Raw genomic sequence first — 22130 nt, forward strand, 5'->3', positions numbered from 1 at the left:
TATGAATACTCCAAAAACATCAATTAAGATAAACCATTCATTATATAAAATAATCCTGTTTGTCCTTTTATTTTCAGCCTCCGCGAAAGCGCAAATCCAGAAAGTAGAACCGCCATTTTGGTACGCAGGAATGAAAAATCCGGAACTACAAATCATGTTCTACGGAAAAAACATTGCACAATATGAAGCTTCGGTTTCAAATAATGTGGTGATTAAAAATGTAGAAAAAACAGAAAATCCAAATTACCTTTTCGTTACAATTGACACACAAAACCTAAAAGCTTCTGAATTGGTTTTCTCTTTCAAAACCAAAAATAAAGTAGCTTTTACTCAGAAATATTCCCTTAAAGAAAGAAAAGCAAATTCGGCAGACAGAAAAAGTTACGATGCATCTGACATGATTTACCTGATCATGCCGGATCGTTTTGCGAACGGAAATCCTAAAAACGACAGTAATGCTATTTTAACTGAAAAAGGAAACCGTCAGGATCCAAGCGGACGTCACGGCGGCGATATTGAAGGAATTATTAAAAATCTGGATTATATTTCGTCTCTTGGTGCAACTACAATTTGGAGTACGCCTTTATGCGAAGACAACGACAAACAACATTCATATCATACCTACGGACAATCTGATGTTTACAAAATTGATCCGCGTTACGGAACCAACGATGATTATGCTCGTTTGTCTGCAGAAATGCATAAAAAAGACATGAAGCTGGTAATGGATTATGTAACCAATCACTGGGGAATTACACACTGGATGATCACCGATTTACCGACGAAATCATGGATAAATCAATTCGAAAATTATACACAAACACATCACCGTCGTGAGGTAATTACAGATATTCACGCTTCAAAATTAGATCAGGAAGTTTGCGTTGATGGTTGGTTTGTACCTTCTATGCCGGATTTGAATTTAAGAAATCCTCTAGTAGCAAAATACTTAACTCAAAACGCCATTTGGTGGATTGAATTTGCCAATCTTGACGGATTCAGAGTAGATACTTATAACTATTCTGATGCAACTGCAATGGCAAATTGGGCTAAAGCAATTACAAATGAATATCCTAATTTTAATATTGTGGGTGAAATCTGGATGCACAATCAGGCGAATTTAGCTTATTGGCAAAAAGACAGCAAAATTGGTGCAATCGAAAACTACAATTCGAATTTACCAAGTGTAATGGATTTTACTTTGCAAGATCAAATTGGTTCTGCCTTTAATGACGATAATGCAAACTGGGACAATGGAATGATCAAATTCTACAACAATTTTGCTTTAGATTATTTGTATCCAAATCCAGACAACATTTTGGTTTTTGCCGAAAATCACGATACAGATCGTATCAATCATACTTATAAATACGATTTTACAAAATACAAATTGGTAATGACATTGATGGCAACCGTTCGTGGAATTCCACAATTGTATTACGGTTCAGAAATTGGAATGGGCGGTGATAAAGGCAAAAATGGCGACGCAGACATTCGCCAGGATTTTCCGGGTGGATGGAACGGTGATAAAAACAATGCTTTTATAAAAGAAGGAAGAACTGCTGAACAAGCTAAATTCTTCGATTTTACATCCAAATTATTCACTTGGAGAAAATCAAATGAAGCCGTTCACTTCGGCAAAATGACTCATTATATTCCAGAAAACAATACTTATGTGTATTTTAGATATACGGATGCTAAAACCGTAATGGTAGTTTTTAATAACAATGCTACAGCACAAGTTGTTAAAATAAATCGTTTTAAAGAAAATATCAAAAACTTTAAATCAGGAAAAGATGTCTTGACCGGAAAAACATTTGATTTAGTTAGTGAAATTACTTTAGAACCTAAGTCGGCTATTGTTTTAGAATTAGAATAAGAAAGTTGCAAGGTTAGGCGCACAGCAATGCGTCTAACTCAACATATGTTTTTCCGCCACGAATTCACGAATATTTATAAAATATAATTCGTGAATTCGTGGCGGTTTTTCTTTATCTTTAATATTCTGGCACAAATAAATTTTAATGAATAAAGACAATACTTCGAAAACACCTTTCGTTTGGGAAGGTGCAAACATATATTTTTTACTTACCGATCGTTTTTATAACGGAAATCCTTCGAACGATATCAACTTTAACCGTACCAAAACCTCAGGAAAATTACGTGGTTTTGAAGGCGGAGATATCATTGGAGTTATCAAAAAAATTGATGAAGGTTATTTTGATCAATTAGGTATAAATGTAATTTGGCTTACGCCAATTGTAGAACAAATTCACGATGGTGTCGATGAAGGAACCGGTCTTAGTTATGGTTATCATGGTTATTGGGCAAGAGACTGGACGGTTTTAGATCCAAACTTCGGAACCAAAGAAGATCTTACCAATCTGATTAAAAAAGCACATGAAAAAGGAATCAGAATTATGCTTGACGGCGTTATCAACCATACCGGACCAGTAACTGCCGAAGATCCTGTCTGGCCTGAAGATTGGGTTAGAACCGGAATTGTCTGTGATTATAAATCATTCGAAAACACAACGATGTGTACTTTGGTAGATAATCTTCCGGATATAAGAACCGAAAGTAATCAAGATGTAGCATTGCCTTCTTTTTTAATAGAAAAATGGAAAAATGAAGGGCGTTATGACAAAGAAATTAATACACTGGATGCGTTTTTCGAAAGAACAAAATATCCCCGATCACCAAAATATTATATTATAAAATGGCTGACAGATTATATTCTGGAATTCGGTATTGACGGTTACAGAGCCGATACAGTAAAACATACCGAAGAAAACGTTTGGGCTGATTTTAAAAAAGAATGTGAATATGCTTTCGAAACCTGGAAAAAAAATCATCCATCAGAAATAATAGATCAAAATCCTTTTTATACCATTGCTGAAGTTTATGGTTATGCAATAAGCAGTGGGCAAAATTATGATTTTGGAGATCGAAAAGTAAATTATTTTCAGAATGGCTTTAACAGTATGATCAATTTTGAATTTAAAGATGATGCTCAAAATGATTATGAAGCTATATTTTCGAAATATTCAGATAGACTTCAAAATGAATTAAACGGTTACAGCATTCTTAATTATATATCCTCACACGACGATCCTGATCCTTTTGATGGTAATCGCAACAGAACTTTTGAATCCGGAACAAAACTATTGCTTTCTCCCGGTATTTCTCAGATTTATTATGGCGATGAATCAGGCCGTTCGCTTGTAATCGAAGGTACAGAAGGCGATGCCACTTTACGATCTTTCATGAATTGGGATGATATTGAGTCAGACGAAGAAACACAGAAAATACTTTGGCATTGGCAAAAATTGGGACAATTTCGCAGAAATCATCCCGCAGTTGGTGCAGGAATACACAAACTAATTTCAGAACAGCCTTATATTTTTTCCAGAAGTTATACGAATGAAAATTATACCGATCAGGTCATCATTGGTCTAGATTTAGGAATTGGAATAAAAGAACTTCCTGTTGATTCTATTTTTCAGGATGGAACAAAATTAAGAGATGCTTTTTCTAGTGAAGAAACAGAAGTCCAAAACAGGAAAGCAATTATTGATTCTGAATTTGGACTTGTTTTATTAGAAAAAATATAGATTTTAACCGCAAAGTTTTTTAGCTACAGATTAAAAGAATTTTCAAATCTGTGGCTAACTTTTTTCTAATTCGTACTGCTGTGATTAAGCTTTTAAAAATCTTTCTCTCGCAGATTTTGGAGATAAGGCAGATTAAAAAATCTATGCATACAAATTATTTATAAATATATTCTAAAAAAAATCTGCTCACCCGAGCGATAGCGAACAGGCGAAGCAATCTGCAAAATCTGCGAGAAACAAAAAATCATTTTAATCTGGGCTAACTTTTTTTCCATTCCTTGTGACCTTTGCGTAAAACTTTGCGACCTTTGCGGTTAAAAGGTTAAACTCTCCATATATGCTAAAAATAGCTCATCGCGGTGCCAAAGGATACGAACCCGAAAATACCTTAAAAGCATTCCAAAAAGCATTGGACTTAAATGCTGACGGAATTGAACTGGATGTTCACCTGAGTGCTGACGGACATATTATAGTAATTCATGACGAAACGATTGACAGAACAGCCAATGGTAAAGGTTTTGTAAATAATTTTTCTTTATCTGAGTTAAAGACATTTTTGATTGATGGAAAATATCAAATACCAACTTTAAAAGAGGTTTTGGAATTGATCGACAAAAAATGCCTCATCAATATCGAGCTAAAAGGTTTAGGAACGGCGAGTAAAGTTGTTGCGTTAATCGAAGAATATATTTTAGATAAAAACTGGAATTATGAGCATTTTATAGTTTCAAGTTTCGATTGGAATTTGTTACAGGAAACATCAAATCTAAATTCAAAAATTAAAATTGGAGTTTTAACAGAAGAAGATCTGGATAAAGCTCTGGCTTTTGCCGAATTGATAAAAGCACACGCTATTCATCCCGATTATCAATTATTGAATTCTGAAAACGTAAAACAAATACAAGAAAAAGGATTTCTCGTTTTACCCTGGACAGTCGATGATATTGAAGACATTCAAAAAATAAAAAGCTATAAAGTAGACGGAATCATTTCTGATTTTCCTGACAGACTATAATAAAAGAATAGCCACAGATTACACGGATTAAAAGAATTTTAGAATCTGTTTTAATCTTGCAAATAAAAAAATTAGTGCCAATTCGTATAATGGCAAAAAATAAAATATGATCAAAAATTTCGACATAATCATTGTTGGCGGAGGCGCTGCAGGTTTTTTTACAGCGATTAATATTGCAGAAAAAAATCCTAAACTTAAAATTGCCATTTTAGAAAGAGGAAAAGAAGTACTTTCTAAAGTGCGTGTTTCCGGTGGCGGAAGATGCAATGTAACACACGCTTGTTTTGAGCCAAATGAACTGGTAAAATTTTATCCTCGTGGCGAAAAAGAACTTCGCGGGCCATTTCATCAGTTTTGTTCCGGTGATACTATCGAATGGTTCGAAAAACATGGTGTTGAACTAAAAATTGAAGACGACGGCAGAATGTTTCCCGTTTCGAATTCATCACAAACTATTATTGATTGTTTTCTGGAAGCAACCGGAAAATTAGGTATCAAAGTATTAACTGGTCAAAGTGTACAATCTATTTTTAAAGGGGAGAATCATTGGAAAATTGACACGCAGGATGAAAATTATGCTACAGAAAAATTAGTACTTGCCACAGGGAGTAATCCTAAAATTTGGGAAATGTTACAAACACAAGGACACGCCATTGTAAGCCCTGTTCCTTCCCTATTCACTTTTAATATCAAAGATTCCCGTATAAAAGAATTGCCCGGTGTTGCGGCGCAAGTTACAGTAAACGTAAAAGATACTAAACTAGAATCTACCGGACCTTTATTAATAACGCATTGGGGAATGAGTGGTCCGGCAATTTTAAAACTTTCGGCCTGGGGTGCACGTACTTTATTCGATAAAAATTATCAGTTTACGATTTATGTCAATTGGTTAAATGATGTCGATAGCGAAGATGCCGAAAAAATCCTGAAAGACTTAAAACAAGAACATGCTAAAAAAGCAGTTTCGAAAAAATCTCCTTTCGACTTCCCAAATCGTTTATGGGAAAGTTTGGTTTTAGCCTCAGGAATTGAAACCGAAACAAAATGGGCAGATTTATCTAAAATCCAATTACAGAATTTAGTTTCTCAACTCACAAAAGCTGAATTTAAAGTAAACGGAAAAAGCACTTTCAAAGAAGAATTTGTTACTGCAGGTGGAATAGATTTAAAAGAAATCAATTTTAAAACCATGGAAAGCAAATTGCATCAAAACCTTTACTTTGCCGGTGAAATTGTTAATATTGATGCAATTACCGGAGGTTTCAACTTTCAGAATGCCTGGACAAGCGGGTTTATTTTGGCTAATAATATTTAATAGAATGAAATACAAAGGAATTATTTTTGATTTAGACGGAACGTTAGTAAATTCATTAGAAGACATTTCCGACGCAATGAATAATGTACTTACAAGTCTGAATTATCCAATACATACTTATGATGCTTATCAATATTTTATTGGAAGTGGTTTACGCAATTTAGTTAGTAAAGCTTTACCTTCATCAAACAATAGTGAAGAACAAATTGAAACTTGTTTTGAAACTATGATTAATGAATATCGTGAAATTTGTACACTTAAAACAAAACCTTACAACGGAATTATTGAATTATTAGATAATTTGGTTTCACAAAATATTAAACTAGCCGTATTTTCAAACAAAGCCGATGAGCTTACTAAAAAAATAGCTGCAGAGATATTTCCTGATTATTTTAATAATGCAATTGGACTAAGTACTGAAGTGCTTAAAAAACCAAATCCATTTGAAGCTGTAGAAATAAGCAAAAACTGGAATTTAAAACCTGAAGAGATCATTTTCGTAGGAGATTCTGATATCGATATGAAAACAGCTACAAATGCTAACATGTTCCCAGTTGGTGTAAGTTGGGGTTATCGAACAAAAGATGAGTTGATTGCCAGTGGTGCAAAATTGGTAATAAATAATCCTTTGGAATTAATTGAAATAGTATAAAAAAGTATACCACTGCAGTTATCAGTAATAATCTACTTTTTAAAATTGCAACTGGGAATACAAACATATATAAAACAAATTAACACGAATTTACAGATTCTGTAAGTTTTCATTAAGAGTATTCTAATAATTTTACTCTCATCTAATTATCCCTAAATGAAAGTAACGTTACTTACTATAATTTCTTTTTTAACATACCAGCTTGGAATCTCACAAACAGAAAAACTACTTCACGGAATTGTTCTCTCTAATAATAATCCGCTTAACAAAGTAGAAGTTATAAACAAAACCGCAAAAACCAGCAGTAGAACAAATGATTTAGGAGGATTCTCTATTTTGGTTCAGGTCAACGATAGTTTGTTATTTTTCTCGAAAGATTATTTTTTTACAAGATTAAAAATAACTCCTGAAATTATAAATCATGATAATCTCACCGTTAATATGACCATTAAGGCCGAAGAATTAAGAGAAGTTGTAGTTACTTCTATAAAATTTGACCCGGTTCACAGTTCTCAAAAAAACATAGATGATATAAAATTAGCAAAAGACAACCGGTCTTTACAAAAATACACGGGCGTTAACGACGGAACTATTACCAATGGCATGGACTTTGCCAGAATGGGAACCGGACTTTTTAATTTATTCAAAAAAGATAAACAAGGAGAACTCAAAAAGAAAACTTCTGAAACTGGTTTCAAAAAATTAGTAGCAGCATCAATTCCTTATGCATTTTTTACCCAGGAATTAAAATTAAAACCAGAAGAAAAAGATCTCTTTATTGATTTCTGCGATGCTGACCCAAGATCAGCAAAACTTTTAGAAAACAATAACATATTGACTACAATGGACTTTTTGTATGCTAAAAATGAGATGTTCAAAAAAGAGAAACAAGAGTTTAAAAATTAAGAAACACTATCTATTCAGCCACCAGATAGAAGCATTCAGAATTCCGGCAAAAGCAACCCAAGCCATGTAAGGAATTAATAAATACCCTGCTGTTTTATTGATTTTTATAAACTTTAAATACGTTTCGTAAATCATTAGCCATAATAGCGCAATTTCGATTAAAGCCAACATTGGATTTTTTAAACCAAAGAAAATATACGACCATATAGCGTTCAGTGTCAATTGAATTAAAAAGAAACCTAAAGCTTTTTTCACCTCTTCGTTCTGTTCCTTTATTTTGTCCCAAACTAATCCGGCCGCAACTGCCATTAAGATATAAAGCAATGTCCAAACAGGCATGAAAATCCAATTGGGCGGATTAAAAACTGGTTTTATAATCGTTGGATACCAGGTTTCAACACTTGGTCTTGTTACGACACTTGCAGAATATCCAACCATTAAACAAACTATTAACGCTATTACGATCTTAACTACCTTATTCATTCTATTCAATTTTTATCCAAAAATAGTTAAAAAGAAAGTTTAAACCATATAAGTGGTATAAGTTCATTTTAGTTGAAGTTTCATTTATATTTTCTTATATAACTTATATGGTAAAAATATTTAAAAACTATCTTTGCCAAAATTTTATAATTCATGTTTACAGCAACTGATTTTATTCCTAAAAAATATACTTCGACTATAGCAAATGGAAATTTTGAATGGAGTGCTCCAAGCAATATTGCATTAGTAAAATATTGGGGAAAAAAAGAAAATCAAATTCCAGCAAATCCATCGGTAAGTTTTACGCTTAATAACTGTAAAACGATTACCAAATTAGGTTTTAAAAGAAGAGATATTTCTCCCGAAGCCTCGGGATCGCTCAATATGCCAAATAATAGTTTTTCTTTCGATTTACTTTTTGAAGGAAAACCAAAAGAAGATTTCAAACCTAAGATTCAAAAGTTTTTAGAACGAATTGAGGTTTATTTGCCTTTTCTAAAAGAATATCATTTTACGATTGATACGCAAAATACGTTTCCGCACAGTTCAGGTATTGCATCTTCGGCTTCAGGAATGGCAGCTTTGGCAATGAATTTTATGAGTCTGGAAAAAGTATTAAATCCTGAAATGACAGAGGATTATTTCTTTCAAAAAGCGTCTTTCTTAGCTCGTTTAGGTTCCGGAAGTGCTTGTAGAAGTATTAAAGGAAATGTTGTTGCCTGGGGAAAACAGGCAAATATAAAAGGAAGTTCTGATTTATTTGGAGTCGAATTTCCATATACAATTCATGAAAACTTTAAGAACTATCAAGATACAATTTTATTGGTTGACAAAGGCGAAAAACAAGTTTCGAGTACTGTAGGACATGATTTAATGCACAATCATCCTTATGCCGAAAGACGTTTTACTCAGGCACATGAAAATCTGGATCAATTGATTACTATTTTCGAAAATGGAAATTTAGAGGAATTTATTAAAGTCGTAGAAAGTGAAGCTTTGACTTTACATGCCATGATGATGACATCTATGCCGTATTTTATTTTAATGAAACCAAACACATTGCAGATTATAAATGCGATTTGGAAATTTAGAAATGAAACACAAATTCCGGTTTGTTTCACACTTGATGCCGGAGCAAATGTTCATGTACTTTATCCCGAAAACGTTAGCGAGAAAGTATTACAATTTATTAAGGACGAATTAATTGTATTTTGTCAGAATGGTCAGTACATTTGTGACGAAATTGGAGACGGTGCAATTGCATTATAATTTTACGTATATTTATATAATATATTTCAAGCCAAGAATATGAATACTGCTACTATAAAACTTTACGATTTATTTAGAAAAGAACTTAATCTTGACGAGAGTAAAGCTAAAGAATTTGTTGAAGCAATCGACAGAACGATTAGCGAAGAAATTAGGCAGGATAAAAATGAAATTGCAACTAGAGATTTTGTAAAGAAAGAAATCACAGATGCAAAAAATGATATGATAAAATGGTTTGTTGGTCTGTTTTTTGCATTGGCCATGATGATTATTGGATTATACATTAAAGGTTAATAAACGAAGAACACTTCTTCTTAAAATAAGAAAGACATTAAATAAACATGAAAGGACCATTATTTTACTCAAAAATATTACTCTTTGGAGAATACGGAATCATACGTGACTCTAAAGGACTTTCTATTCCTTATAATTTTTATAATGGTGCTTTGAAGAAAATCGAAGATCCTTCGACTGAAGCAATAGCATCAAATGCAAGTTTAAAACGTTATACAACTTATCTTGAAACTTTACAAAATGAGCAGCCTGAATTGGTTACTTTTGATTTGTTAACTTTAAAAAATGATGTTGAAACCGGAATGTATTTCGACTCAAGTATTCCGCAAGGATATGGAGTTGGTAGTAGTGGAGCCCTTGTTGCCGCTATTTACGATAAATATGCTACACACAAAATAACGGTTTTAGAGAATTTGACTCGTGAAAAACTGTTACAGCTAAAAAATATTTTTGCTCAAATGGAGAGTTTCTTCCATGGAAAAAGTTCTGGTTTAGATCCTTTAAACAGCTATTTAAGCATTCCTATTTTAATAAATTCTAAAGATAATATTGAAGCAACTGGTATTCCGACTCAAAGTTTTGACGGAAAAGGCGCTGTCTTTTTATTAGATTCAGGAATTGTTGGAGAAACTGCACCAATGGTTAACATCTTCATGGAGAACCTTAAAGACAAAGGTTTCCGCACAATGCTTAAAAACCAATTCGTAAAATATACTGATGCCTGTGTAGAAAACTTTTTACATGGAGACATGAAATCTTTATTTACGAATACTAAAAAGCTTTCAAAAGTCGTTTTAAACAACTTTAAACCAATGATCCCGGAACAATTTCACGGAATCTGGCAAAACGGGATTGACACAAATGATTATTACTTGAAACTTTGTGGTTCTGGCGGAGGTGGTTATATTCTTGGTTTTACCGAGGATTTAGAGCGTGCTAAAGTATCTTTAAAAGATTATAAATTAGAGGTTGTTTATCAATTCTAAATTAAACTTTCTTAAAAAAATACCGGCCTATTGAATAATTGTTTCCTGGAAATCATCACTCTAAAAGTTATTTAATATGAAAAGTATTTTAAAGATTATCAAAGCAACTTTTTTAGGCGGAATTCTATTTCTGGCACCATTAGTTTTATTGATGGTTCTTTTAGAAAAGGGATATCATATCATTCAGAAAATTACGCTTCCAATTATAAATTATTTTCCTAAAGTGAAAATTTTGGGATTGGCAGCAGAAGAAATAATAGCGATTTTAATCCTATTCATTATTTGCATTACTGCCGGCCTAATTTCCAGAACAGCTCATGCAAAAAAATTGGTTCAAAAACTGGAAAACGGAATCTTAAGTTTCGTTCCCGGATATTCATTTATGAAAGGTATAAATGAAAGTATAATGGGTTTTGAATCTAATGAAAACTTAAAAGTTATTCTCGTTCCTACAGATGCAGGACTGCAATTTGCTTTTTTGATAGAGCAAATAAACGAAAACAATTTTGCAGTTTTTATTCCGGATGCACCAAGTCCGTGGAGTGGTTCTGTTTGTTTTGTAGAAAAAAAAGATATCACAGAAGTAGGAATTTCTCAAAAAGAAGCCTTAGCTTGCATTCGAAAACTTGGTCTTGGTTCAGCAGCAATACTAAAAGACAAACTTTAATATTTGCATCAAAACTCACTTTTTAAACCAAGACTTTAATTAAAATCCCAAACTAACTTTAAAAAATGTTAAGCAGACAGCATAAACTTTTAGTAATGAAAATTGTTAGTCTGTTCTCCGTAGTGAGAGGCTATAACATTCCGATTATTGTTTTGGCACAATATTTATCCGCTATCTTTATACTGGCTCCAGAAAAAAGAGCACTTGACATTTTACTCGATTTCAAGTTGTTTCTAATCGTTTTTGCCTCTGCAATTACTATTGCATCAGGGTACATAATTAATAATTTTTACGATAGTCAGAAAGATTTAATCAACAGGCCCAACAAATCAATGCTGGACAGATTAGTAAGTCAAAAAACAAAACTTTCGGTTTATTTTACACTAAATTTTATTGCCGCTTTAATGGCTTTGATCGTTTCATGGAGAGCTTTTATATTCTTTTCAGCTTATATTTTTCTGATTTGGTTTTACTCCCATAAAATAAAAAAATACCCTATTGTTGGCAATTTAACTGCTGCTTTTATGGCTGTGATTCCTTTTTTTGCAATTCTTTTATATTTCTATAATAAGATTTCTTTTGAAGAGATTGAAGATCATATGAGTCATTTTATGGTGATTTCTGCACATGCGATTTTCTTGTTTTTATTATTACTGATTCGTGAAATGATAAAAGATCTTGAGAATTTAAAAGGTGATTTGGTGAACAATTACAGAACGATCCCAATCATTTACAACGAGACCGTTTCTAAACAAATCATTACAGCTTTGACCATTTTAACCGTAATTCCGGTTTATATCTTAATCAACATTTATGATGTAGGCTACATGGACATTTATTTTTATGTCTGTTTTGGGGTTTTATTATTTTTCCTGATTTATTTATGGAGATCGAACTCTAAAGGACAGTTTTTGCTTTTGCACAATGTACTTAAGTTCTTGATTGTTTCTGGAGTTTGCTGCATTGTTTTGATTAATCCGAGTGTTTTATGGCACGGAAAGAACTTGCTTTTACATCCCTAGACTGGATAATGGCTTATGCTAAAAATGGCACGCAGATGACGCGGATCTAGGCAGATTTGCACAGATTTTTTATTTCCAACTTTGTGTTTTCTCTGTGTAAAATCTTTGTGTATCTCTGTGGTAACCTTTCTCAAAATGTCTAAAAAAAGCCAATTGTCTTAAACTAGCCCCGATTGCAGTAGAAATCCTTTTATTTTTTTCCTTTAAAAAAATAAAAGATTGAAAGGAAAAGCGGGAGAATATGCCTGAAAAAAAGCCGATTGTGCTGCTCCTGCAACTTCCAAAAATAACAGCTATTAATCTAAGAACAATGAACTTAGGATTATTTAGCAAGAATAAACTATCTTTGCACAAATTACAGAATTTATGAACAATAAGGAAGGCAATAATAAAAGAGGCGGATCAAGACCAAATAGTTCAAGATCAAACTCTAACAAGCCAAAACCTCCTATGGCGAAGCGCGCACAAGGGCCAAAAAAAGTGAAACCTGCTGTTAAGGCTGCGGAAGAAGAAGCAGCGCAAAAACTTAAAAAACAGAATCAGGCTCCAAAAAGACAAAAAGCTGCAGACGAAATTCGTTTGAACAAATACATCTCTAATTCCGGTGTTTGTTCGCGTCGTGATGCTGATATATACATTCAATCCGGAAACGTTAAAGTAAATGGCGTACCAGTGACTGAAATGGGCTATTTAGTAAAATTAAATGATGTTATTAATTTTGATGGTGTTGTTTTGACTCCGGAAAAGAAAGAATACATCTTATTGAACAAACCTAAAAACTTTACTACGGCACTTGACGAAGGTCAGGAATACCGTAACGTACTTGAGCTTGTTCGTGGTTCTACAACAGCAAAAATTGCTCCGATTGGAAGAATGGACAAAAACACAACTGGTTTGTTGTTGTTTACGAATGATACTGATATGATTCGTAAATTTACTCTGCCAAGTCAGAAATCATCAAAAATCTATCAGGTTTCCCTAGATAAAAATCTAAAATTTGAAGATTTAGAAAAAATAAGTAAAGGCCTTGTTCTTGACGGACATCGCGTGTTTGTTGAAGAGATTAGTTACATTGAAAAAGAAGCAAAAAGTGAAGTAGGTCTTAAATTGCGTTCATCGAATGTAAAAGTGGTTCGTGCGATTTTCGAAAACTTTGACTACGATGTTTTACGTATAGATCGTGTATCATTTGCCGGATTAACAAAAAAGAATTTACCAAGAGGTAACTGGCGTTTTTTGACCGAGCAAGAAATTATCAATTTGAAAAACGTTTAAGAAACATCTCAAAATTGATTTAAATATAAAATCCTGTTTTACTTTTGTAAGATGGGATTTTTTTTATTCTAGAAACTGAAAAAATTATGACCAAAAAGAGTAAAGATAGATCTACCGATAGATTGGTTTTTTTCTTCGACTGATTCGTAACATGAAAAACCAAGGATAATTTTGATTCCGGGAGGAATACTGTTTAAAATATCTCTTTTTTGATCGTCGAGAAGTAATTTTAAACTCTCCAGTAATTGAAGATTGTTTTTAAGATAAGAAGCAACTAATAGGGCTGAAAAATTAAGGATTTCTCTTGCTGTCTCGCTTTTGATTCCGACTTCATTTGAAATCATTTCTGAAATTCTTCCTTTTTTATTGGTGAAAATTTCTTTCAGTAAAGCATTTCCTTCTAAACGGTAACAATCATCTACTGATAAAATTCGACCGGATGTAAAATCGACTTCCTGATAAAAGGTGGAATCTTCCGGTATTTGTGAAACAATTCCTTTACAAAAATCCGAATCATCAGATCTATTATACAAGCCCATTAAAACTGTCCCTATTGAAACATCAATTCCTTTAATTAAAAGGGCATCATTTTCAAAATAAAACTTGTTCAACTTTGAAACAACATTAGAAGAAATAAAACGTCTAAGTTCAATTTGTAGGTTAGGAGTCATACTTAAATTGTTTAAAATTATTTAAATCAGTTCAAAATAACCGATAAAGTGAGGCTTTTTATCGTTTATCAGGATAAAAATATAAAATATTTTAACATTTCCAAAAAGCTAGTTAAATACTTCAAAGAGCAATTAACAGTTGTTTAAGAAAAAAAACTCCTCTAGCCAGTAAATATAACCCCTTCGTTATCAAATAAAAGTAAAATTATTTTTTTGTAAATTTTACATTTAAAACAAAAAATAAGAAAAAAGCTTAATAAATGTTATATAATTAAAACAAAAGGTTTCGATATTCCCATGTTAGACTTAAAAATATGCCTAGAAAAATGATACAAAACATAAAATTGATAAAACTCGACGCGAGAAAACCTAGTAAAAATCCTGTTGCCGCTTTTAATGCGCGTTTATGATTTTTAGAGTCATAAATTAACTCCCCAGCTAAGGCTCCTACAAAAGGACCAATAATAACGCCAAAAGGTATTGGAGCCAGAATACCAACTATTAATCCAATGTTTGTACCCCAAATTCCATAAGAACTTCCGCCAAATTTTTTGGTTCCTTTTGCCGGAATTACATAATCCAAAACCGTGACAATTATTGTTATTACAAGTGTAATACCTAAAATCCAATAATTATTTTCGACTGCTTTTGTCATATACAATAATAGCAAGCCAACCCAACAACTTGACAGACCAGGTAAAATGGGTAAAAAACTACCAAAAACACCCACAATCATGCATATAAAACCAAGTAATAACAATAGTAAATCCATATAAATTTTTGTAATTTTGCACCTACAAACCTTTAACTAAAGCTAGTCAATGCGCAGACTTTTGCAATTTGTAATATTTATATTCTTGATCATTTTGATCAACGAAACCACCTATGCGCAAACTAAAAAATTATCTGTCGACGATCAATTAATTCAGGATAGCATTTATAAAAGTAAGAAGAAAAAAGTTTTAAATTTTTCAATGAAAGAATTTGATACGCTTTTCTTCGAATATTTTAATCGCAAAAATGATCCGAATGTTGTTTTAACCAAAAAAGAATTTTACAATTATACTGTTCAAATTGCCACTTTTTCTGATAGATTATCATCTTTATATCCTGAACAAAAAGAAATTGCTGCAAAAAATAAAGAAAAATGGCTATCAGAAAACTATGAAGATTATCTGCAATACAAAGGTTCCCAAAAAAAATAATCGTATTTTTATACTTTAATTATTTCATTCAATCAACATCAGAATCTTGAAGCAGTTTTTCCTTTTTTTAATTATCCTATTTTTCAATTCTTGTCAATATTTTGAGAAGCAGGTTCCCTCTGAAAAAGAGTTACTTCAAAAAGAATTAAAATCAATCAACTGGAAAGAAGTTGACGAATATCCATCTGTAGCTAATTGCGAAAAAATTGCCAATAAAAAACAACGCCAACAATGTTTTTTTGAAGTTATGGCGCAGCTTATCCAGGAGAAACTAGATATCGATACACTTTCTATATTGTATCCTGAACTTGATACGATTCAGGTAAAAGTAACGGTTTATCCTAACTCAACCATGAAATTCGAACCGCAATTTCCTAAAGATTCTGTTGCTTACGACACCATCAAAATCGATAGTATTTTGCATGCGAGGTTAGTCGATTTCCCTAAAATAAATCCTGCCTTAAAACGCGGACTTCCGGTAAAAACCCAATTTATTTTGCCTGTTATTCTTAAAGAAAAAGGGAAAGAATAAATTTTACTTTTTAAGATTTATTTTTTTTAGGAGCTATTTCCTGCTGTTCCTTCCAATCTTTTATGCCGAACCCCGGCACAAAAGGATTTTCCCTCCCATCAGGGCTAGGGCTTCGGTTTTCATAAAAACATTTCTCAAGAATAGAAGTTTTCAAAATAAAAATCCGCATAAATCCGCGCTTTCGCGAAGCGAATCTGTGTAATCCGCGTGCCATTTAGCGTTCCAAATAGTATAGGTTTTCCATTGGAATTTGGAATTTATCCCAAGCCTTCGGGATTGGAATTTAATTTCTAAATCTTCTTCCCTTCCATTCATACGTTCCAAACAAACTATACAAAGCTACAGCTGAACTAAAAAAAGGATATAATAAACTACTTAAAATCAAACTCTTTATTCTCGATTTCGTTAAAAACTGATTCGTTTTATAAAGCAAAACAAAGTCGATTGTAAACTTAAAAAACACAAGCAAAATAGAAAATGGATAAGGCCAAATCCCGAAAACAAAGGCAAAAAAACCAATTACAAAACTCAAATTCCCAAAGAAAACGATCAATCCCAACATCTTACCAAAATTACTTTGATACGAACTTGTTTTCGCAGCCCAACGTACTCTTTGATAAAATAAAGCTTTCCAGTTTTCAGTTGGCTTTGTAATCACAATAGCTTCTTTAGCTTTTAAATAATGAACTTCCGTTGGGTATAAATTCGCTGCTTTTTGTAATAAAAAAACATCATCGCCACTCGCGATTTTATTATTTCCTTCAAATCCATTTAGTTTTTCGAACAGGGATTTCGTGTAAGCAAAATTCGCACCGTTGCACATAAAAGCTTTTTTAATACCAAAACTACCTATTGTTGCTCCTTGCAAACTCGTTAAATCTAATTGCTGAAAATGGTCCAGAAATGAATTTTCACATTTATACGTAACTGCCCCAGCAAGCATCGAAACATCATTTTGCTGAATATAATTATCGAACGTTAAAAGCCAGTTTTCCGGCACTAAACAATCGGCATCTGTCGTAATTACCCAATTGGTTTTTACGTGTTGCGTCGCCGTAGCAATAGCATCTTTTTTAGGCGAATTCGAAACTCGAATATTGTCTATTTGTAAAATATGAAATGCGAAATGTGAGGCTTGAAATTTCTCATGAGAATTGTCATCTACTAAAATTACTTCGAATAGATCATTCGGATAATTTAAGTTTGAAAAACTGTTTAAAAGATTCGGCAAATTCTCAGCTTCATTCCTAAACGGAACTATAATTGTAAAACTTGTTTGAGGTTTTAAATCTGTTTTCTGATATCTTTTTACTTTGGTAAAGCCATAAATAAGTAAGCTAATGCTAGTTATGTAAATTGTCAATATGAGAAACAGAACCAAAATCATTCTACCGTTTTCGTTTTAAAATTCAACACATAATAAGCTCCAATAATCACTGGCAAAACTACATTAAGAAACCACATCAAAGTACTTATAAAAACCACAATCCATTCGTTTACTCCCAAAATCCCGAAGAAGTAAATCGCTACACTTCCTTTTACGGCAAAATCCAGAAACTGAAAAGTTGGCAATGATGACGCCAAAAAGTAAACTACAGCAATTGTCGCAATCAAAGTAAAATAAGGTAAATCTACATCAAAAGCCAGAAACAAAAAGTAATACTGATGCGAGAAAACCAAATAACGCAAAACACCTAAAAGAATATTTTTACGATGAATTGGTTTGGGAATCTCATTGATTTTATGCAATAACTTTTCGATCGAATATCCTTTGATTTTTATTTTCTTTAATGAAAACAAAACAATAAAAAGCAATACAAAACCTCCAAACAAAATGGCAACTGTTTGAGTCGTAATAACTTCATATTTAGCATTAAAATACAATAAGCCAAAAAGCCCAAAAATCACAGTTAAGATCATTTGGATTCCGTTGCAAATCAAGTTAAGAAAAACCACTTGTTTAGCTTCAGATTTTGGATAAAACAACGCTTTTCCGGCGTACTCTCCTACTCCGTTTGGCGTGAAGATTCCGGCCGTAAGCGCTGCCAGAACTTGCTTTGTAGCTTCACCCAATGAGATTTCATGAATTACTTTAGCAAGATTCTGCCATTTTAAAATCTCGAAATAACGATTCAAAACACTCAAAAGCAATATAAACCCAATTCCTAAAACCGATTGGTTTTTACGAAACAACGTAATGAACTTTTGCCAGTCGAGTTTGTCGTTGTTCGCCAACTGATTATAAATAAAATAAAATGCGCCACCTACAATCAAAAGTTTGACCAGAAGAACAAGGAATTGTTTAGCTTTGTGAGGAATTGAAATCATGCCGCAAAAGTAATCAATTTGAAAATGTGGCAATGAAAATGTACCGATTTGAAAATTAGAAAATTGTCCGTTTTCTAAAACTTAAACCTGAAATAAAAATCACTTGACAAAAGAACGCATCATATTAGGTATTGACCCAGGAACCACCATCATGGGTTTTGGATTGATTAGAGTAATCAATAAAAAAATGGAGTTTTTGCAACTTAACGAATTGCAACTCTCTAAGTACGACAATCATTATCAAAAGCTGAAAATAATTTTTGAACGTACCATCGAATTAATCGAAACGCACAATCCTGACGAAATAGCGATTGAAGCTCCTTTTTTTGGTAAAAACGTACAATCGATGCTAAAATTAGGTCGCGCACAAGGCGTTGCAATGGCAGCAGGACTTTCCAGAGATATCCCAATTACGGAATATGAGCCAAAAAAGATAAAAATGGCAATTACCGGAAACGGAAATGCCAGCAAGGAACAAGTTGCAAAAATGCTCCAACAGCTTTTAGGATTAAAAGAGTTGCCTAAAAATTTAGATTCAACAGATGGTCTGGCAGCTGCAGTTTGTCATTTCTTTAATTCCGGAAAAATTGTTGCGGGAAAAAGTTATACTGGTTGGGATGCTTTTGTAAAACAAAACGAAGATAAAGTAAGAAAATAGTTTTCAGTCGCAGTGGCAGTTTACAGTTAATCTGAGACTGAAAACTGAGACTGAATACTGAGACTGAATACTATAAAAATGAGCGGCATCTACATTCATATTCCTTTTTGCAAACAGGCTTGTCATTATTGCGACTTTCATTTCTCTACTTCGATGAAAAAGAAAGATGAAATGGTTTTGGCTTTAGCCAAAGAAATTGTCATGCGCAAGAATGAGTTTTCAACTGAAATTATAGAAACGATTTATTTTGGTGGCGGAACTCCATCGGTATTGACAAATGACGAAATAAATTTTTTAATTGATACCGCTTACAGCAATTATAATGTTGTCGAAAATCCCGAAATAACGCTCGAAGCAAATCCGGATGATTTATCTACAGAACGAATTTTGGAATTATCTAAAAGCCCTATAAATCGTTTAAGTATTGGGATTCAGTCTTTTTATGAAGAAGATTTGAAGATGATGAATCGCGCTCATAATTCGGCAGAAGCCATAAATTGTTTACAAGAAGCAACTAAATACTTTGATAATATTTCGCTTGATTTGATTTATGGAATACCGGGACTGACAGATGAAATGTGGAGAAAAAATATCGAAACAGCTTTAAGTTTTCGCATTCCGCATATTTCGAGTTATGCTTTGACAGTTGAACCTAAAACTGCTTTAAGAAAACTAATCGATACCGGAAAAATTGCTGAACTACAAGATGAAGTCGCTTCCAACCACTTTATTATTCTGGTTGAAACACTTCAAAAAAACGGATTTATCCATTACGAATTATCTAATTTTGGAAAAGAGAATTACTTCTCGAAAAACAATTCGGCGTATTGGTTAGGGAAAAAATATATTGGTATTGGTCCTTCGGCGCATAGTTATGATGGCGAAAAAAGAGGATGGAATATTGCCAATAATTCACTTTATATAAAGTCGATTCTGAACGATGAACTTCCAATCGAAACTGAAATCCTCACCATTTCTGATCGTTATAACGAATATATTATGACAGGACTACGAACCATTTGGGGTGTTTCTCTGGAAAGAATCGAAAATGAATTTGGTTTAGAATATCTTAATTATCTCAAAAAACAAAGTCAGAAATTCTTAAATGATGATTTACTTTTCATTGAAAACAAGATCCTCAAACCAACAGCGAAAGGAAAATTTTTAACAGATGGAATAGCTTCAGATTTATTTTATTTAAATTTGGAAGAATAAAAATTGAACGCTGATAAAAATCCGTAATCCGCGTTAGAATACCTAAAATCCGCGCTCCATTATGCTAGCACTTATTGACGAAAAATATCAAATAGACTTATCGAAACCCATTGATATTTCGATTCCGTTAACGAATACAGACGAAAATCCGATTGCGTGGTATATTGAAAAACCGGCTATTGAACCAGTAGTTTTTGGAGATTGGATCGGGAAAGTTTCTGAGGGAAAATCATCGACTAATTTCAATAATATTTTCTTCAATCCTCATGGGCATGGAACGCACACGGAATGTTTAGGACATATTACGAATGATTTTTACAGTATCAATCAATCTTTAAAACAGTTTTTCTTTTATGCAAAATTGATTACGGTTGAACCTGAAAAGATTGGGGATGATTTGGTGATTACGAAAGAAAGCATTTCGACTTCGCTCAGTGGGAAATCTTTGGAAGCAATTATTGTCAGAACACTTCCAAATAAAAAAGACAAAAAATCAAGAAAATACTCGAATACAAATCCGCCTTATTTGTCTGAAGAAGCAGCGATTTTTATTCGCGAAAGCAAAATTCAGCATTTATTGATCGATTTACCAAGTGTAGACAAGGAACATGATGAAGGCAAATTACTAGCACATAAGGCATTTTGGAATGTAAAAGACACCTTAAACTTAAATTCTGACGCCAGATTAAATGCAACAATTACAGAAATGATTTATATTCCGGACGAAATAAAAGATGGAGAATATATTCTAAATCTTCAAATTGCTTCATTTGAAAATGACGCGAGTCCGAGTAAGCCAATATTATACAAAATTTAGATTTTAGTCCCGAAGTTTCGGGATAGATTTTAGATTTACTGAATACTTAAAACTGAGACTGAATACTATGATTAATGTTTCTACAGATAAAACTAAACTTGACGTTCCGTTTATACAAAACTTTTTAAAAGACATTTATTGGGCTGCGGGAAGAACTATCGAAGAAGTTCAAACTACAATTGATGCTTCGGTTTGTTTTGGAATTTATTTAAATGAGCAACAAATTGGCTTTGCCAGAGTAATTACTGATTATGTGGTTTTTGGTTATGTAATGGATGTTTTTATTACTGAAGAACATCGAGGTAAAGGATATTCTTCTATTTTAATCGAAAATATGATGAATGAACCTATTCTTAAAAACATTCAAATTTGGAGATTAGCCACTACTGATGCGCACTTTTTATATCGTAAATTTGGTTTTACAGAATTGGAATATCCTGAAAAATTAATGGAGAAAAAACTATAATGAAAACAATTATCAAACTTGAAGAATTAGGTTTATTTATTTTGGGAATCTATTTATTTAACCGCTTAAATTTTGATTGGTGGTGGTTCCCAGTTTTAATTTTGGTGCCGGATTTATCCATGTTCGGATATTTATTTGGCAATAAAAACGGTGCATTTTTTTATAATGTATTTCATCATAAAGGGATTGCACTTTTTATTTATGCCTTAGGATGTTATTTAAATATTGAAAGTATTCAATTAATTGGAATTATTCTATTTTCACATTCGGCAATGGACCGGATTTTTGGCTACGGTTTAAAATATGAAAAAGGCTTTAAGTATACTCATTTAGGTGAAATTGGTAAATAAAAAATAATATGAATCTAGAAACGTTTTACGAATATTGTCTTTCGAAAAAAGGCGTTAGCGAACATTTTCCTTTTGATGAAGATACACTGGTTTTTAAAGTTGGCGGCAAAATGTTTGCTTTATCCTCTTTATCTCAGTGGGAAAAGAATGAACCTTCGGTAAATTTAAAATGTGATCCTGAGCGTGCACAGGAACTAAGAGCAGAATATGACGAGATAAAACCAGGCTTTCATATGAGTAAGGTGCACTGGAATACGATTGACCTGAATGGCAATTTATCGAATGCTTTTGTAAAAGAATTAATCGATCATTCATATGAACTGGTTTTCAAAAGTTTGACAAAGAAAATTCAGAATGAAATTATTGAATTAGAAAATTAGGCATTACATT

25 protein-coding genes are annotated in these 22130 nt (G+C 32.7%); 20 read left to right on the forward strand and 5 right to left on the reverse strand.

Annotated features, from left to right (window positions below):
- Position 1: 1 nt before the first annotated feature.
- The 6 genes from RC62_RS16835 to RC62_RS16860 all read left to right on the forward strand — a co-directional run bounded on the left by RC62_RS16835 (position 2) and on the right by RC62_RS16860 (position 7502).
- On the forward strand, positions 2-1879 hold the full coding sequence (locus RC62_RS16835) for a glycoside hydrolase family 13 protein (RefSeq protein WP_055097302.1): 1878 nt from the start codon (positions 2-4) through the stop codon (positions 1877-1879).
- 145 nt (positions 1880-2024) lie between these two features.
- A complete protein-coding gene (locus tag RC62_RS16840) occupies positions 2025-3614 on the forward strand; it encodes an alpha-amylase family glycosyl hydrolase (RefSeq protein ID WP_055097303.1) in 1590 nt (529 codons plus the stop codon).
- Between the two features lie 337 nt (positions 3615-3951).
- Positions 3952-4629: a glycerophosphodiester phosphodiesterase gene (locus tag RC62_RS16845; protein ID WP_055097305.1), complete on the forward strand. Its 678-nt coding sequence runs from the start codon at positions 3952-3954 to the stop codon at positions 4627-4629.
- A gap of 106 nt (positions 4630-4735) precedes the next feature.
- Positions 4736-5944: an NAD(P)/FAD-dependent oxidoreductase gene (locus RC62_RS16850; protein ID WP_055097306.1), complete on the forward strand. Its 1209-nt coding sequence runs from the start codon at positions 4736-4738 to the stop codon at positions 5942-5944.
- Positions 5945-5948: 4 nt separating this feature from the next.
- The gene (locus RC62_RS16855) at positions 5949-6596 is read left to right on the forward strand and encodes an HAD family hydrolase (RefSeq protein WP_055097308.1); all 648 of its coding nucleotides are present in this window, start codon (positions 5949-5951) and stop codon (positions 6594-6596) included.
- Positions 6597-6752: 156 nt separating this feature from the next.
- Positions 6753-7502 (forward strand): hypothetical protein, encoded by a 750-nt coding sequence (locus RC62_RS16860; protein ID WP_055097310.1) that lies wholly within the window; start codon positions 6753-6755, stop codon positions 7500-7502.
- 6 nt (positions 7503-7508) lie between these two features.
- On the opposite strand, the gene RC62_RS16865 is transcribed toward RC62_RS16860, so the two are convergent.
- Positions 7509-7985, reverse strand: a complete 477-nt coding sequence (locus tag RC62_RS16865; RefSeq protein ID WP_055097312.1) for a TspO/MBR family protein — start codon at positions 7983-7985, stop codon at positions 7509-7511.
- A 153-nt stretch (positions 7986-8138) separates the two neighbouring features.
- Between RC62_RS16865 and RC62_RS16870 the strand changes: the two genes are divergently transcribed.
- From RC62_RS16870 to RC62_RS16895, 6 genes are all read left to right on the forward strand, one after another.
- Complete coding sequence (locus tag RC62_RS16870; protein WP_055097314.1) at positions 8139-9254, forward strand: diphosphomevalonate/mevalonate 3,5-bisphosphate decarboxylase family protein; 1116 nt, start codon at positions 8139-8141, stop codon at positions 9252-9254.
- Positions 9255-9293: 39 nt separating this feature from the next.
- Positions 9294-9548 (forward strand): hypothetical protein, encoded by a 255-nt coding sequence (locus RC62_RS16875; protein ID WP_055097316.1) that lies wholly within the window; start codon positions 9294-9296, stop codon positions 9546-9548.
- 47 nt (positions 9549-9595) lie between these two features.
- Positions 9596-10534, forward strand: a complete 939-nt coding sequence (locus RC62_RS16880) for a mevalonate kinase (protein ID WP_055097318.1) — start codon at positions 9596-9598, stop codon at positions 10532-10534.
- 76 nt (positions 10535-10610) lie between these two features.
- Entirely contained in the window at positions 10611-11201 is a 591-nt protein-coding gene (locus RC62_RS16885) for a hypothetical protein (RefSeq protein WP_055097320.1), read from the forward strand.
- Positions 11202-11266: 65 nt separating this feature from the next.
- The gene (locus tag RC62_RS16890; protein WP_055097322.1) at positions 11267-12223 is read left to right on the forward strand and encodes a geranylgeranylglycerol-phosphate geranylgeranyltransferase; all 957 of its coding nucleotides are present in this window, start codon (positions 11267-11269) and stop codon (positions 12221-12223) included.
- A 366-nt stretch (positions 12224-12589) separates the two neighbouring features.
- Positions 12590-13498: a pseudouridine synthase gene (locus RC62_RS16895; protein ID WP_055097324.1), complete on the forward strand. Its 909-nt coding sequence runs from the start codon at positions 12590-12592 to the stop codon at positions 13496-13498.
- Positions 13499-13566: 68 nt separating this feature from the next.
- Here RC62_RS16895 and RC62_RS16900 read toward each other — a convergent pair whose 3' ends face one another.
- Positions 13567-14169: a DUF937 domain-containing protein gene (locus tag RC62_RS16900; protein WP_055097325.1), complete on the reverse strand. Its 603-nt coding sequence runs from the start codon at positions 14167-14169 to the stop codon at positions 13567-13569.
- A gap of 271 nt (positions 14170-14440) precedes the next feature.
- Positions 14441-14941 (reverse strand): DUF456 domain-containing protein, encoded by a 501-nt coding sequence (locus RC62_RS16905; RefSeq protein WP_055097326.1) that lies wholly within the window; start codon positions 14939-14941, stop codon positions 14441-14443.
- Positions 14942-14990: 49 nt separating this feature from the next.
- Here RC62_RS16905 and RC62_RS16910 point away from each other — a divergent pair, with 49 nt between their 5' ends.
- Positions 14991-15374 (forward strand): hypothetical protein, encoded by a 384-nt coding sequence (locus tag RC62_RS16910; RefSeq protein WP_055097328.1) that lies wholly within the window; start codon positions 14991-14993, stop codon positions 15372-15374.
- A gap of 46 nt (positions 15375-15420) precedes the next feature.
- Positions 15421-15906, forward strand: a complete 486-nt coding sequence (locus RC62_RS16915) for a hypothetical protein (protein ID WP_055097330.1) — start codon at positions 15421-15423, stop codon at positions 15904-15906.
- Positions 15907-16189: 283 nt separating this feature from the next.
- On the opposite strand, the gene RC62_RS16920 is transcribed toward RC62_RS16915, so the two are convergent.
- On the reverse strand, positions 16190-17293 hold the full coding sequence (locus RC62_RS16920; protein ID WP_055097331.1) for a glycosyltransferase family 2 protein: 1104 nt from the start codon (positions 17291-17293) through the stop codon (positions 16190-16192).
- Entirely contained in the window at positions 17290-18234 is a 945-nt protein-coding gene (locus tag RC62_RS16925; RefSeq protein WP_055097332.1) for a lysylphosphatidylglycerol synthase domain-containing protein, read from the reverse strand. The genes RC62_RS16920 and RC62_RS16925 overlap by 4 nt, the downstream gene beginning before the upstream one ends.
- A 103-nt stretch (positions 18235-18337) precedes the next feature.
- Here RC62_RS16925 and ruvC point away from each other — a divergent pair, with 103 nt between their 5' ends.
- From ruvC to RC62_RS16955, 6 genes are all read left to right on the forward strand, one after another.
- Positions 18338-18892, forward strand: coding sequence for a crossover junction endodeoxyribonuclease RuvC (gene ruvC / locus RC62_RS16930; RefSeq protein ID WP_082421310.1), 555 nt, complete (start codon positions 18338-18340; stop codon positions 18890-18892).
- Between the two features lie 78 nt (positions 18893-18970).
- Positions 18971-20107, forward strand: a complete 1137-nt coding sequence (hemW, locus tag RC62_RS16935) for a radical SAM family heme chaperone HemW (protein WP_055097333.1) — start codon at positions 18971-18973, stop codon at positions 20105-20107.
- A 61-nt stretch (positions 20108-20168) separates the two neighbouring features.
- Positions 20169-20924, forward strand: a complete 756-nt coding sequence (locus RC62_RS16940) for a cyclase family protein (RefSeq protein ID WP_055097334.1) — start codon at positions 20169-20171, stop codon at positions 20922-20924.
- Positions 20925-20991: 67 nt separating this feature from the next.
- Entirely contained in the window at positions 20992-21390 is a 399-nt protein-coding gene (locus RC62_RS16945; RefSeq protein WP_055097335.1) for a GNAT family N-acetyltransferase, read from the forward strand.
- Complete coding sequence (locus tag RC62_RS16950) at positions 21390-21740, forward strand: DUF4260 domain-containing protein (RefSeq protein ID WP_055097337.1); 351 nt, start codon at positions 21390-21392, stop codon at positions 21738-21740. Before RC62_RS16945 ends, RC62_RS16950 begins: the two co-directional genes overlap by 1 nt.
- A gap of 8 nt (positions 21741-21748) precedes the next feature.
- Positions 21749-22120: an MmcQ/YjbR family DNA-binding protein gene (locus tag RC62_RS16955; protein WP_055097338.1), complete on the forward strand. Its 372-nt coding sequence runs from the start codon at positions 21749-21751 to the stop codon at positions 22118-22120.
- Positions 22121-22130: the final 10 nt, after the last annotated feature.

Origin of the sequence: Flavobacterium aquidurense (genome assembly GCF_001404985.1) — a bacterium.
GTDB classification, from domain to species: Bacteria; Bacteroidota; Bacteroidia; order Flavobacteriales; family Flavobacteriaceae; genus Flavobacterium; species Flavobacterium aquidurense_B.